This is a genomic window from Plantactinospora sp. WMMB334, assembly GCF_049179095.1.
GTDB lineage: Bacteria > Actinomycetota > Actinomycetes > Mycobacteriales > Micromonosporaceae > Plantactinospora.
The window spans coordinates 2210175-2223379 of the sequence record NZ_JBMHME010000002.1 but is presented as its reverse complement, the minus strand read 5'-3'; the positions used below and the strand labels follow the sequence as shown (position 1 = coordinate 2223379).

The 13205-nt window shown below is 74.6% G+C and carries 11 protein-coding genes; 4 read left to right on the top strand and 7 right to left on the bottom strand.

From position 1 onward, the window contains the following. Positions 1 to 18: 18 nt before the first annotated feature. Positions 19 to 1398, bottom strand: a complete 1380-nt coding sequence (eccD, locus tag ACN27G_RS09435) for a type VII secretion integral membrane protein EccD (protein WP_421492392.1) — start codon at positions 1396 to 1398, stop codon at positions 19 to 21. 122 nt (positions 1399 to 1520) lie between these two features. Then, positions 1521 to 2858 carry a type VII secretion-associated serine protease mycosin gene (gene mycP, locus ACN27G_RS09430; protein ID WP_421492391.1) on the bottom strand — a complete coding sequence of 446 codons (1338 nt, stop codon included), beginning with the start codon at positions 2856 to 2858 and terminating at the stop codon, positions 1521 to 1523. 142 nt (positions 2859 to 3000) lie between these two features. Between mycP and ACN27G_RS09425 the strand changes: the two genes are divergently transcribed. The 3 genes from ACN27G_RS09425 to ACN27G_RS09415 are packed head-to-tail and all read left to right on the top strand — an operon-like array spanning position 3001 to position 5933. Beyond that, positions 3001 to 3591 carry a TetR/AcrR family transcriptional regulator gene (locus ACN27G_RS09425; RefSeq protein WP_421492390.1) on the top strand — a complete coding sequence of 197 codons (591 nt, stop codon included), beginning with the start codon at positions 3001 to 3003 and terminating at the stop codon, positions 3589 to 3591. Positions 3592 to 3619: 28 nt separating this feature from the next. After that, positions 3620 to 4705 (top strand): alpha/beta fold hydrolase, encoded by a 1086-nt coding sequence (locus ACN27G_RS09420; protein ID WP_421492389.1) that lies wholly within the window; start codon positions 3620 to 3622, stop codon positions 4703 to 4705. Between the two features lie 58 nt (positions 4706 to 4763). Continuing rightward, entirely contained in the window at positions 4764 to 5933 is a 1170-nt protein-coding gene (locus tag ACN27G_RS09415; RefSeq protein WP_421492388.1) for a hypothetical protein, read from the top strand. A gap of 25 nt (positions 5934 to 5958) precedes the next feature. On the opposite strand, the gene msrB is transcribed toward ACN27G_RS09415, so the two are convergent. Then, complete coding sequence (gene msrB / locus ACN27G_RS09410; protein WP_421492387.1) at positions 5959 to 6420, bottom strand: peptide-methionine (R)-S-oxide reductase MsrB; 462 nt, start codon at positions 6418 to 6420, stop codon at positions 5959 to 5961. Between the two features lie 205 nt (positions 6421 to 6625). On the opposite strand from msrB, the gene ACN27G_RS09405 reads away from it, so the two are divergent. Then, complete coding sequence (locus ACN27G_RS09405; protein WP_421492386.1) at positions 6626 to 8206, top strand: alkaline phosphatase D family protein; 1581 nt, start codon at positions 6626 to 6628, stop codon at positions 8204 to 8206. Here the strand turns inward: ACN27G_RS09405 and ACN27G_RS09400 are convergent. From ACN27G_RS09400 to ACN27G_RS09385, 4 genes are all read right to left on the bottom strand, one after another. Beyond that, positions 8139 to 11102: an AfsR/SARP family transcriptional regulator gene (locus ACN27G_RS09400; RefSeq protein ID WP_421492385.1), complete on the bottom strand. Its 2964-nt coding sequence runs from the start codon at positions 11100 to 11102 to the stop codon at positions 8139 to 8141. The two genes, ACN27G_RS09405 and ACN27G_RS09400, sit on opposite strands and share 68 nt — an antisense overlap. A 208-nt stretch (positions 11103 to 11310) precedes the next feature. Next, a complete protein-coding gene (locus ACN27G_RS09395) occupies positions 11311 to 11694 on the bottom strand; it encodes a VOC family protein (RefSeq protein WP_421492384.1) in 384 nt (127 codons plus the stop codon). 171 nt (positions 11695 to 11865) lie between these two features. Then, complete coding sequence (locus ACN27G_RS09390) at positions 11866 to 12507, bottom strand: DUF305 domain-containing protein (protein ID WP_421492383.1); 642 nt, start codon at positions 12505 to 12507, stop codon at positions 11866 to 11868. A gap of 99 nt (positions 12508 to 12606) precedes the next feature. Beyond that, positions 12607 to 13128, bottom strand: coding sequence for a hypothetical protein (locus ACN27G_RS09385; RefSeq protein ID WP_421492382.1), 522 nt, complete (start codon positions 13126 to 13128; stop codon positions 12607 to 12609). Positions 13129 to 13205 lie beyond the last annotated feature (77 nt).

Below are 13205 nucleotides of genomic sequence, written 5' to 3'. Positions count from 1 at the left end.
CACGGCGGTTGGCGCGGGTCAGCCGCGGATGGCGCGGATCCAGCCGAGCAGGCCGCTGACCCAGACCGCCAGCGGAAAGACGGCGAGGATGAGAATCACCTCGACGATGTCCAGGGTGCGTCCCCAGATCGGTGAACCCGGCCGGCGTCCACTGGTCAGCGCGAAGCCGATGCTGATCGCGGCGACCATCAGCAGGGCGCCGAGCAGCGCCGTCAGCCGCCACACCAGCCCGAGATCGTCGTAGGCGGCGACGATGGCGGCGCCCAGGGCCACCGTACCGCCGCCGAGCAGCGGCAGCCGCTGCGCCCGGCCGAGGAACCAGCGGCCCCGGGCCATCATCGTCAGCCCGAGTACGACGCAGAGGGCCAGCCCGCCGATGCCGGCGGTGGAGACGGCCACGGCTGCCACGGCCCCGATCACGGCGAGCGCGCCCAGCATGCCGGCGAGGAAGGCGTCCGCCCGGTCGGATCGGGCGAACGCATCAAGGCCGTCGACCGCCTGCTCGTCCTGCCGGAGGTGTTCCGGCTCGGTGGGCACCGACGGGTCCGGCAGCCGGCCGAGCCGGTAGGCGGCCATCGGCAACAGCGGAAGGGTGGCGAAGACCAGCGTCACGGTGACGGCAGCGGCGGCCGGCGTACCGACGGCGAAGAGCACCCGGATCGCGGCGGCGACCAGCAGTGCCACCGCGCACGCGGCGCCGCAGAGGAAGACCGGGCCGGCGTCGCCGACGCCGATCGCGGCGGCCGCCGCCACCAGCACCATGGCGGTCGCGGCGACCAGCACGTGCGGCGGGGCGAGCTGGCCGAGGCTCCGGTCCCCGGCGAGCACCAGCAGCCCACCGACGGCCGCGTAGCAGAGCGCGACCAGGGCGAGGATGGTGGCGCTGCGCGCGTCACCCACCGCGCGGGCCAGCACCACCGCGCCGACCAGCAGCGCGGCGGAGAGGCCGAGCGCGACCAGGCCACCGGGCAGCTGCGGCGGGCCGGCGAGCAGCACCCCGACGGCGCCGCCGAGCAGCGCCAGCGCCCCGAGCGTGAGGCCTAGGGTCCGGGTGGTGGCCGGACTCCACCGGCCGGTGCGCTCCCGGGCGGCCGTGGCGACGGCGTCCACCACGTCGTCGAAGACCGGTAGCGGCGCCTCCTCACCCCGGGGCCGCAGATAGAGCAGTTCGCCGTCGTGCACCTCGAGCTGGGCGGGACTGCGCGAACTGTCCAGGGCCGCACCGCCCATCCGGGACAGCGTCCAGCCGTTGCGCGCCGCCGGGTCGTCGGCGAGCCCGTCGCCCGCATAACCGAGCACCGTCGGCAGCAGGTCGGCCAGGGGTACGTCGGCGGGCAGGGCCAGATCGACGCGACTGCGTGGCGCTACCACCGTGACCCGGCTGAACCCACTGGCCACGCCTGCACCTCCGTGTCAACGATGCCGGGACGTGTCAACGATGCCGGGACATTATCACCGGAACGGGCGCGCCCGCGGCCGGCACCAGGTCGACGGTGGAGCCCGGGTCGGCCGGCCGGCGCTCACTTCCGGGTCGCCCGCCAGCCGCGACGCCGCCCCCGCCGGATGACCGGCACGGAGGCCAGCAGCAGCAACGCCAGCGCGACGCCGACCACGGCGATCACCGCCGAGGCGACACCGACGGCGCGCAGTGGCGCCGGCCGGGCCGCCGGGCGCGGCACGCTGCCGGCAGCGGCCGGAGCCGGAGCTACCGCCGGCCGCACCGCGCCGACCGCCCGTACCGGATTGACCACACCGTGCCCGACCTGCGGGTTCCACAGCCCGTCGGGGTGGTCGGCGGTCCGGAAGATCTGCTCGGCCACCTGGCTCGGCGACAGCGTCGGATCGTACGCCCGGATCAGCGCGGCGAGCCCGGAGACGTACCCGGTGGCGAAGCTGGTGCCACCCTCGGCGGTGAACAGGTATCCCCCGCCGGCCGCCGCCGGGCCGGCGATCCGCTCACCCGGCGCGGCCACGTCCACGAACTCACCGGTGGTCGACGTCTGCACGTGCTCGTCGTCGGCGTTCACCCCGGCGACCGCGATGACCCCCGGATAGCCGGCCGGGAAGGTCGGCCGGCCCGCCTCCACACCGGACTCGCCGGAGTTGCCGGCAGCGGCGACCACCACGACCTGCCGGTCGAGGGCGTACGCGACGGCGGACTGCAACTGCCGGGTCGGTGGCGTGGTCAGCGACAGGTTGAGCACGTCGGCGTCGCCCTCGTCCACCGCCCACCGGATCGCCTCCGCGATCCGCTCGGAGAGATCGGCCTCGACCGACCTGCGCTGGTCACGCAGGACGCGTACCGGGACGATCTCGGCGCCGGGTGCGACGCCGTAGAACCGGAATCCGGCGCTCACCGCCTCACGGCCGGCGATGATCCCGGCGATCAGGGTGCCGTGCCCGTTCTCGTCGCACTGGCCGTCGCCCCCGGAGGACGCCAGCAGGTCGCGGCCGGGCAGCACCTTGCCGGTCAGGGTCGGATGGTCGGCGGAGACGCCGGAGTCGACCACCGCCACCCGGATCCCCGCGCCGGTGCTCAACGGCCAGGCGAGGTCGGGTCGCAACCGGGTCAGCGGCCAGGGTGCGGCGGAGAGCGGGTCGGTGACGCTCGGGCCGCAGCGCGCGGCGCTCACGGAGCCGGCCGGCGGGGCTGCCGCGGCCGGACCGCCGCCGGTGGCGACCAGGCCGGCCACCAGCGCCGCCAGCACGGCCGCCGGTCCCCGTCGCAGATGCCGGTGCCGGTGCCGGTGCCGGTGCCGGTGCAGATTCCCATGCCGATGCCGGGTGGACGGAAAGCCGGGCTGCGGCACGGTCGCCGGTGGCGACGGCACCGGTCGTGCATCCCGATCGGCTCGCACCCCCGCATTATGCCGCCACGCGCACACCATGCCGCCAGTCGCGTATTCCATGCCGCCAGTCGCGTGTTCGGCGTCGCGCTCCGGCAGCGCGCGTTGGCGAATCGCGGTTGGCATATGCGAACGATCGTGCTATCACTGACGGGTGAGCAAGGGGGAGGCCACCCGCCAGGCGGTGCTGGCGGAGGCGACCGAGATCGCCAGCCGGCTCGGTCTGGGCGGCCTCACCATCGGCACCCTCGCCGCCCGGATGGAGATGTCCAAGAGCGGGCTCTTCGCGCACTTCCGCTCCAAGGAGGCGCTGCACCTGCAGGTCCTCGACCACGCGCGGGAGTCCTTCACCGCCGAGGTGATCCGCCCGGCGCTGCGCGCGCCCCGGGGCGAGGCGCGGATGCGGGCCCTCTTCGAGAACTGGTACGCCAGCATCCAGGTCCCCGGCGCCTGCCTCTTCGTCTCGGCCTCGACGGAGTTCGACGACCAGCCCGGCCCGATCCGGGAGAACCTGGTCGCCGCGCAACGCGACCTGGCCGACGTGATCGCCCAGATCTTCCGTACCGGCGTCGCCGAGGGTCACTTCGACAGCGCCGCCGACCCCGAACGGTTCGCCCACGACCTGCACAGCGTCATGCTCGGCGCCTTCCACGCGGCACGCCTGCTGCACGATCCGCGCGCCGAGACCTGGACCCGGCGGGCCTTCGAGGCACTGCTGGACGCCGCACGACCGAAATCCGACTGAGCGCAGCGCAACGACCCGAGGAGCCGCCATGACCACCGCGTACGTCCGGCGCAAAAAAAGCACGATCGTTCGTGTCATTATTCGTGCCCTCTCGGTCCGCGGCCTGCGGGTCGCGTTCCGGGTGCTCGAACACCTCGCCCCGGCCGCCGGTGGCCGGCTCGCACTGCGGCTCTGGTGCACCCCGCCCCGCCGCCGGGGCACCGTCCCCACCGTGCGGGTGGGTCCCGGCGGTGCCGGCACCTTCACCGGCCCGTACGACGGCGCCCCGTTCACCGTCGCCGTCAACGGCAGTACGGTCACCGGCCGGGCCTGGGGCAGCGGCCCGCTCGTCTACCTGGCACACGGCTGGGGTGGCTCCGCCACCCAGCTGCACGGATTCGTACCGCCGCTGGTGGCGGCCGGCTACCGGGTGGTCGCCTGGGACGCCCTCAGCCACGGCCGCTCCGCATCCGGCGCGCTCGGCCCGCACCGCGCCACACTCGTCGAGTTCGCCGACGCGCTGACGGCCGTCGTCCGGGCGCACGGCCCCGGGCACGCCGTGATCGCGCACTCGCTCGGCGCCAGCGCGACCGGGCTCGCCGTCCTCGACGGGCTGCCGGTACGCCGGCTGGTGCTGATCGCTCCGCTCGCCGATCCGCTCCCCTACCTCGGGACGTTCCGCCGGGCGCTCGGGATCGGCCCGGCGGCCGCCGACCGGTTCATCGCGGAGCTGGAATCGCTGGCCGGCCGCCCCATGGCCGACTTCCACCTGCCGGAGCGGGCCCGGCGGCGGGTCGGCGGGCTGCCTCCGCTGCTGATGGTGCAGGACCGCGACGACCGCGAGGTGGCCCCGACCGACGGCGCCGCCCTGGCCGCCGCCTGGCCGGGACGGCTGCACCGCACCAGTGGGCTCGGGCACGGGCGCATCCTGGCCGACCCCGACGTCGTGCTCCGGGTGGTGGACTTCGTCCGGGAGACCGGAACCGCCACCGAGCCCCGCCCCGCACCCGGAGCCGCCCCCGCATCCGGCACCGGCGAGGTGGCGCCGGTCAGCCCGGCGGGCCCGCCTCCGCCAGGGTGGGAAGCGCCGCTGCCGGTGCGGCAGGAGGCGGCGGGCTGGCCCTCGTCCCGCTGACGGCTGACCCCCGCCGCATACCGGCTCGAAACGTGAAACCCCATGGCACACTTGCCGAATGCGACGGCTGGCGACCTCGGTGCTGGCGGGGGTGACCTCGGTGCTGGCGGGGGTGACCTCGGTGCTGGCGGGGGTGCTGGTCCTGCCGACCGGCGGCGCGGCGGCCCGGCCGGTGGCGGGAACAGCACCCGGCCAGCCGGTGGCCGGCGTCCGCGCCGCCGCCGGCACGCCCGTCTGCACGGTCGACGACGAGCGACTACCCGAGATCTCCGGGCTGGCCGCCACCGGGGACGGCTACGTGGTCGTCAACGACGGCTCCGACGTGGACAACCGGCGGCGCGTCTTCTTCCTCGGCCGGGACTGTGCGGTCACCCGATCCGTCCGCTACCCGTCCCGGCCCCGGGACACCGAGGATCTGGCCCGGGCACCGGACGGCACCATCTGGATCGGCGACATCGGCGACAACGACCGGGTACGGGACACCGTCGCCCTCTGGAAACTGGCCCCGGGTGCCGGTGCGCCGGTGCTGCACCGGGTCAGCTACCCGGACGGCGCGCACGACGCCGAGGCACTGCTGCTCTCCGCCGACGGCACCCCGATCATCGTGACCAAGGATCCCGGCACGCCGGGCCTCTACAGCCCGGACGGGGCGCTGCGACCCGGGCGGACCGTACCGCTGCGCAGGGTCGGGCAGTTCACCCTGCCGAGGAGCACCACCAGCAACCCGTACTCGATCTTCGGCCCGCAGCTCGTCACCGGTGGCGCGGTCGCCCCGGACGGCAGCCGGGTGGTGCTGCGGACCTATGCCGACGCCCTGGAGTTCGAGGTACCCGACGGCGACGTGGTCCGGGCCGTCGTCACCGGCACGCCCCGGATCATCCCGCTGCCGGACGAACCGCAGGGCGAGGCGATCAGCTACAGCCCGGACGGTACGGCACTGCTCACCCTCTCCGAGAAGGCGGAGGGCGAGTCCGCCGCCGATCCGGTGCTGCTGCGCTATCCGGTGGCGGACCGGGAGCGGTCGGCACCCTCCTCCGCCACCCCGGGTGCCGCCCCGCGCGCCGCACCCGACGACCCCGAGGTCGGCCGCGCGCGGCCGGCGGAGTCGCACCAGGACGTCACCGGCCACTTCGTCACCGCGGTGGCGGCCACCCTGCTGCTCCTGACGGCGGCGGGCGGATTCGCCGTCCGGCGGGCCCGCCGCCGCCCGCCGGGCCGGGCGCGGTAGCGGGACGGCAGGCCGGGCCACCGGATCAGCTCGCCGCGGCGCCCTCGAAGAGCCGGCGGTACTCGCCGTAGCCCTCGCGTTCGAGGTCGGCCAGCGGCACGAACCGCAGCGCTGCGGAGTTCATGCAGTACCGCATCCCGCCCCGGCCCCGTGGGCCGTCGTCGAAGAGGTGGCCGAGGTGGCTGTCCCCGTGCGCCGACCGCACCTCGGTGCGGACCATGCCGTGACTGGCGTCGGCGATCTGGACGACGTTGCCGGCCTCGATCGGGGCGGTGAAGCTCGGCCAACCGGTGCCGCTGTCGTACTTGTCGACGGAGGCGAAGAGCGGCTCCCCCGAGACGACGTCGACGTAGATCCCGGGCTCCTTGCTGTCCCAGTAGGCGTTCCGGAACGGCGGCTCCGTCCCGCTCTCCTGGGTGACGTGAAACTGCTGCGGGGACAGCCGGGACACCGCCTCCGGGTCCTTTCGGTACTCCTTCGACACCACCGGATCCTCCTCTCCCGCAGAGCCGCCTACCCGGCCAGCGGTGCCGGAAACGTCACGGCCCGCCCGGGCGCGACCCCGGCACGGCCCACCGTCCGGCAGCCGTTCGCGTGCGGTTGAGGTGGTGGTCACCGAAGCCGGGTGATCAGGCAACGTCCGGTCGGTAGACCTGCGACGGACCGGAGTTGGACCCAGATTCGGAGGACCGATGAGCGCACTTGATCGGCGTACCCTGCTTCGCGCCGGCCTGGCCACCGGAGCCGGACTCGCCGGCGGCGCCCTGCTCGGCGGCGCCGCCGCGCCCGCCACCGGGCGGACCGGCTGGCCCGGCACGCCCGGCTGGCACCCGGGCGGGCGCCCGGTGCTGACCCACGGGGTGCAGAGCGGCGACGCGACCGCGCACTCCGCCGTCGTCTGGACCCGGGCGGACCGGGCCGGGCGGCTGCACCTCGAGGTGGGCCGGCGTCCCGACCTCCGGGGTGCCCGCCGGGTCCGCGGCCCGGTGCTCGACCCGCGCGGCGACTTCACCGGCAAGGTACGCCTGACCGGCCTCCCGGCCGGGGAGCGGCTGTACTACCGCGCCCGGGTGGAGAGCCTCGACCGGCCCGGCCTGTTCAGCGAGGCGCTGCACGGCTCGCTGCGCACCGCCCCGGGCCCGTGGGACCGGCGCGACGACGTCCGGTTCGTCTGGACCGGCGACATCGCCGGCCAGGGCTGGGGCATCGCCCCCGACCTGGGCGGCATGTCGATCTTCCGCGCCATGCGGGCGGTACACCCCGACTTCTACCTCTGCAGCGGCGACACCGTCTACGCCGACGGCCCGCTGGCCGAGACGGTGACCCTGCCCGACGGGAGCACCTGGCGCAACATCGTCACCCCGGAGAAGAGCAAGGTCGCCGAGACCCTGGACGAATACCGGGGACAGTTCGCCTACAACCTGCTCGACGAGCACTTCCGGGCGTTCGTCGCCGACGTGCCGCAGGTCAACCAGTGGGACGACCACGAGGTGACGAACAACTGGTATCCCGGCGAGATCCTGGACGACGCCCGCTACACCGAACGCCGGGTCGACGTCCTCGCCGCCCGGGCCCGCCAGGCGTTCCACGAGTGGGTGCCGACCCCGTCGTCCGGGCGGCTCTACCGGCGGCTGCCGTACGGGCCGCTGCTGGACCTCTTCGTGCTGGACATGCGCACGCACAAGGACCCCAACGACGGCAACACCTACGCCGACCCGAGACGCGGGCTGCTCGGCGCCGAGCAGCGGGCCTGGCTGATCCGGGAGCTCAAGCAGTCCCGGGCGACCTGGAAGGTGATCGCCGCCGACCTGCCGGTCGGCCTGGTGGTGCCGGACGGCGCGACCGCGCAGGAGGGCGTCGCCCAGGGCGAGGGCGGGGCGCCGGCCGGCCGGGAGCTGGAGTTCGCCGAGATCCTCCGGGCCGCGCACCGGGCCGGGGTACGCGGCATCGTCTTCCTCACCGCCGACGTGCACTACACGGCGGCACACCACTACGACCCGGCCCGGGCCGCGGTCGCCGACTTCACCCCGTTCTGGGAGTTCGTCTCCGGGCCCGCGCACGCCGGGGCGTTCGGGCCGAACACCCTGGACGGCACCTTCGGACCGCGGGCGGTCTTCGTGCACGCGCCGCCCCGGGCCAACACGTCACCGGCGGAGGGCTTCCAGCACTTCGGCGAGGTCGCCATCGACGGCCCGTCCGGAGCGCTCACCGTGCACCTGCGGGACCAGGACGGGCGGTCACTGTGGACGACGACCCTGCCGGCACCGCGCTGACCGGGCGGTAGCGGACGGCCCCCGCCACCACCACCTGGGCGGACTGGTCGAGTGCGGCGAGCTTCGTACGCACCCGGCCGGCCTCCACCTGGTCCACCCCGCCAAGTAGTGCCAGCGCCCCCCGCCAGGCGTCCCGGGCGGCCGGAAGGTCACCGAGACTCTGCTGGGTGTCGCCGGCGTGCGACAGCGTGATGCCCTCCAGGTGACGGTCGCCGAGCACCCGGAAGAGCCGCAGGGCGTGCCGGTAGCACTCCAGCGCCCGGGACGGCTCGCCCAGGTGGTGGTGGGCCCGGCCCAGGCTCTCCCAGGTGTTGGCCTGCCCCAGCCGGTCGCCGAGCTCCTGGAGCTGGTCGAGGGCCTGCTCGCAGTAGGTGAGCGCCGACGCGTGGTCGGCCAGGAGCGTGTGGCACCAGCCGATCGCGTTCAGCGCGCGGGCCTGCCCGTGCCGGTTGCCGGTGGACCGGAACAGCTCGAGTGCCCGCCGGGCGTGTTCGAGCGCCTCGACGGGGTGGTCCCGCCGCTCCGCCAGCAGCGACAGGTTGAGCTGGGTCAGCCCCTGCCCGGCCTCGTCGCCGGAGTGCCGGTAGAGGTCGAGGGCGTACCGGAGCTGGGTCTGCGCGTCGTCGAGGCGGTCCAGCCGGGTGTAGGCGCGGGCGAGGAAGCGGTGCGCGACGGCCTGGGCCGTCGGGTCGGCCATCCGGCGGGCGGCGGCCACCGCCGTCCGCTGGGTGCCGACCAGGTCGTACCAGTGGCTTGCCCGGTCCAGATAGGTGCCGAGGGAGCAGGCGAGCTGCCAGGTCGGCAGGTCCAGCCCGGCGCCGGCGGCGTCGCCCAGGACCGCCAGCAGCACGGTGCGTTCGGCGGTGAACCAGTCGATCGCCGCCCGGTCGTCGGCGGGACGCTCGGGGGTGACCCCGGGGCGGGGCGGGCCGAGCGCGACCGGACTGCTCCGGTCGGACCGCAGCAGCACGTCGGCGGCGTGCCCGCTGTGCAGGTAGTGGTCGAGCAGCCGCCCGGTGGCGGCGCGGCGGCGACGGTCGGAGTCGACCCGCTCGGCGTCCTCGGCCGCGTACGCCCGCAGCAGGTCGTGCAGGGCGTAGCGGCCGTCGGAGCGCTGCCCGACGAGGTTGGCCCGGGCCAGTTCGGCCAGCGTCCGGCGCACCTCGGTCACCGGGCGACCGGACAGGCTGGCCGCCGCGGCGGCGGTGAAGTCCGGGCCCGGATGGAGGCCGAGCAGCCGGAAGAGCCGGGCGGCGGCCGGGCTGAGTGAGCGGTACGACCAGGAGAAGACCGCCCGCAGGTCGGTGGTCGGGTCGCCGGTGGTCAGCGCGTCCAGCCGGCCGGCGCCCCGGCGGAACTGGTCGGCCAGGTCGGTCAGGGAGAGGTCCCGGTCGGTGGCGACCCGGGCCGCCACGATCGCCAGCGCCAGCGGCAGGCCGGCGCAGCAGGAGAGCACCTCGGCCAGCGCCTGCGGCTCGTCGCCGGCCCGCTGCCCGCCGATCCGCCGGATCAGCAGTTCCCTGGCCTCCAGCCCCGGCAGCGGGTCGACCGGCACCGGCCAGGCACCCTCGATGGCGACCAGGTCCGCCAGCCGGGTCCGGCTGGTGACCACGACCAGGCAACCCGGGCCGCCCGGCAGCAGCGGCCGGAGCTGGGCGGCCTCCCGGGCGTTGTCCAGCAGCACCAGCATCCGCCGGGTGAACATCTCGCTGCGGTAGAGCGCGGCCTGGGCGTCGAGGTCGGTCGGGATCCGTTCGGCGGGCACCTGGAGCGCGTCGAGGAGGCGCCGTACCGCCTCGGCCGGGTCCACCGCCGCGCCGCTCGGGTCGAAGCCGCGCAGGTTGACGTAGAGCTGCCCGTCGGGAAAGCGGTGTGCCACCCGGTGCGCCCAGTGCACCGCCAGGGTGGTCTTGCCGACGCCGGCCGTACCGGAGACGACGGCGATCGCCGTCGCGGTCGTGCCGGCCGACGGGTCCGTGCGGTCCAGCAGGCTGTCCAGCAGGCCCAGTTCGGTCGTCCGGCCGGCGAAGTCGACCAGGTCCGCCGGAAGCTGCGCCGGTGTCGGGACGCTCCGGGGCGGGCCGCCGGCCACCGTGCCGAGACCACCTCGCGCCTGGTGCCGAGCGGTCACCGCGCCGGCCGGTTCCTCGTCGTGCAGCAGCGCGGTGTGTGCCTCCGCCAGTGCTGGGCCGGGGGCGACGCCGAGGTCGTCGGCGAGCCGGCGCCGCACCTCGTGGTACGCGGCGAATGCCTGCCCCCGCCGTCCGGCCGCGTGGTACGCCCGGATCAGCCAGGCGTGCGCCGCCTCGTCCAGCGGGGCGGCGACCGCGGCCTCTGCCAGGATGGAGAGCGCCTCGGGGGCGCGACCGGCGGCGATCATCACCTCGCCGTACCGGCCGAGTGCGGCCTGCCGCTCGCCGGTCAGTGCGACGACCTTCGGATGGGTCGCCAGGGTGGGGAGGTCGGCGAGCGGTGGACCGTGCCACAGCGCCAGCGCCTCGCCGAGCAGGTCCGCCGCCTCGGCGAGTTCGCCGCGTCGCTGTGCGGTCGCGGCCGTCTCGACGCACTGCCGGAACCGCGCCAGGTCGAGTGCGGCGGCGGGCAGGTGCAGCGCGTAGCCGTCGCCGACCAGCCGCAGCATGGTGCCCCGGTCCCGGGGGCGCCGGTCCGGCTCCAGCAGCCGGCGCAGATGCTTGACGTGCGTCTGGATGACGTTGGCGGCGCTGGTCGGTGGCTCCCGGTCATACCAGAGTCCGCTCATGAGCTCGGCCCGCAGCAGCGGCTTTCCTCCGGCGAGCGCGAGGAGTCCCAGCACCACCCGGCGGGCCGCGGGCCCCAGGTCCAGCGGTTCGCCGTCACGCCAGGCCCGCACCGGACCGAGCAGCTGAATACGCAAGGGCGCCCCCCGCCGTCCGCGCGTCGCCGCCGCGACGGAGCGATCGGTGCGGCGGTCAACCGGCCTCGAACTTAGATCAGCGTCACTTGACGGAGCAATCGGACAGACGGCCGGTCATCCGGCCCGAACATTGTTTTCCGGCCCGCCGCGCCGGCCCGGCGTGCCCCGGCGGCCGCCTCCTCGCGGACCCGGCCGTCGGGGCATCCGGCTAACCCGCTCCGTTCCAGTCGACGAGCTGCACGATGATCCCGTTGGGGTCGCGCACCTGGAAGGCGCGCTCCCCCCACTCCTCGACGGTGAGCGGCATGGTGATGGTCACGCCCTCCGCCTGGAGGCGGGCGAGCTCGCCCTCCAGGTCCTCGACGACGAAGGCCAGGATGAGCCCTCGGGCGTGCTCGTCGCGCTGGTCCGCCGGCAGCGTCGGCAGGCCCTGACGTAGGAAGACGACGTTCATGCCGACGTCGTCCCGGCGGAGCGACGCGAACCCGTCGGCGGCCATCTCCTCGCGGAACCCGAAGTGCCCGACGAGAAAGCGGCTGGCGGCGGCGACGTCCGCCACGTTCAACGAGACGGCGGCGGAGGTGACTTTCACAGGCGGCTCCTCGCGGGCATCCAAAACTCCTTACGGCGTACGTTGTACATCGTACAGATATTCCTGGCGACGGGGCGACGGGGCGACGGGGCGACGGGGCGACGGCATGGTGCGGGCGACAGCGACGGTCCGGCGCGCCGTGCCAAGACTCGGCACGCCGGACCGTGCCGCCTACCCGCCGGTGAGCAGGTTCCGCATCTGGCGGATCTCCGCCGTCTGGTCTGACCTGATCTTCTCCGCGAGACTCTTCGCCGCCGGGTTCTGGCCCTCCTCCACCTCGGTGCCGGCCATCTGCACGGCACCCTCGTGGTGGCGGATCATCATCTCCAGGAACATCCGGTCGAACCCGTGCCCGCCGACCCGCTCCAGGCCGGTCATGTCGTGTTCGGTCATCATCCCGGGCATGAGTCCGCCCGGAGCGGCACCGTGCATGCCGTGCCCGCCCACAGAGGCGGGCGCCGCCGGCACCCCCCACTCCCGCAGCCAGGCCGTCATCTGGTCGATTTCCGGCTGCTGAGCTGCCCTGATCTTGCTTGCGAGGGACCTGACCCGCGGATCGCCGGCCCGGAGCTCCGCCATCTCGGCCATCTGCACGGCCTGCCGGTGGTGCGGGATCATGCCCTGGGCGAAGGCGATGTCCGCCTGGTTGTGTCCGGCTGCCACGGCCGGCACGCCGGTCGCGGTCGCCACCGGACGCCCGGTGGTGCGACCGCCGCCGTCACTCGCACCACCGCAGGCGGCGACGAGAGCGACGGCGCCGATCGCGGCGGACGTCAGTACGACGGATCGAATGATGGATCGTTTGATGTACATGGCTTGTCGACTCCCTGATAGCCGTTTCACGGTCACGACGAGATGCCCGACGCCCCGCCCGCGGATCGGGCGGAGTCGGTAACCGGGCCGGGAGTCGGCCTATACGCGCCAGAGGGAGAGTTCGGACAGCGTCGGAGGACCGCAGCCACTGCCACCGGCGGCCTCGTGCGCCGCCGTCCGCGGAGACAGCACGACGGCCAGTGCCGGCACCGGACCAGGAACCGGCAGCAGGGCCGGCGCCGGTGCGGCCGGCAGCTGGCTCGACGCGGTGACCGGGCACACCTGTCCCGGGTGCCCGTGCGGCGCCTCCGGGCAGTGGAGATCGCCCGGAGGACAGTGTGGATCGGGGCCGGCGAGAAGAGCGGACGCCCCTTCCGGACCCGTTGCCTGAAGCTCCGATCCCGCCATCTCCTCGACGGCGGCGGGCGACAAGTGATGACCATCCGCGACCGGAGCACCGACGAGTTGGTGCATGAAGATCAGCCCGACGAGCCCGACCAGCATCGCCACCATGCGGATCACCGCAAGTGATCGGCGGCACTGGACACGACCGACGGCTGTCATCGAGGTCATCCTAGTCAGCCGGCGGACCAACCCGGCCGCCGAATCGCCCGCGCGCACGCTGTGTCAGCAGGGGGCAGTGGTCCACGCCACGGGGAACCCGGTCTTGCGATGATACCCCCTAGGGGTATAGCTTT

Bases quoted from the DNA above. Each gene is read 5' to 3' on its own strand.
- ACN27G_RS09420 (WP_421492389.1), top strand. From the start codon at position 3,620: ATGACCACCGCGTACGTCCGGCGCAAAAAAAGCACGATCGTTCGTGTC.
- ACN27G_RS09415 (WP_421492388.1), top strand. From the start codon at position 4,764: ATGCGACGGCTGGCGACCTCGGTGCTGGCGGGGGTGACCTCGGTGCTG.
- ACN27G_RS09405 (WP_421492386.1), top strand. From the start codon at position 6,626: ATGAGCGCACTTGATCGGCGTACCCTGCTTCGCGCCGGCCTGGCCACC.
- ACN27G_RS09390 (WP_421492383.1), bottom strand. From the start codon at position 12,507: ATGTACATCAAACGATCCATCATTCGATCCGTCGTACTGACGTCCGCC.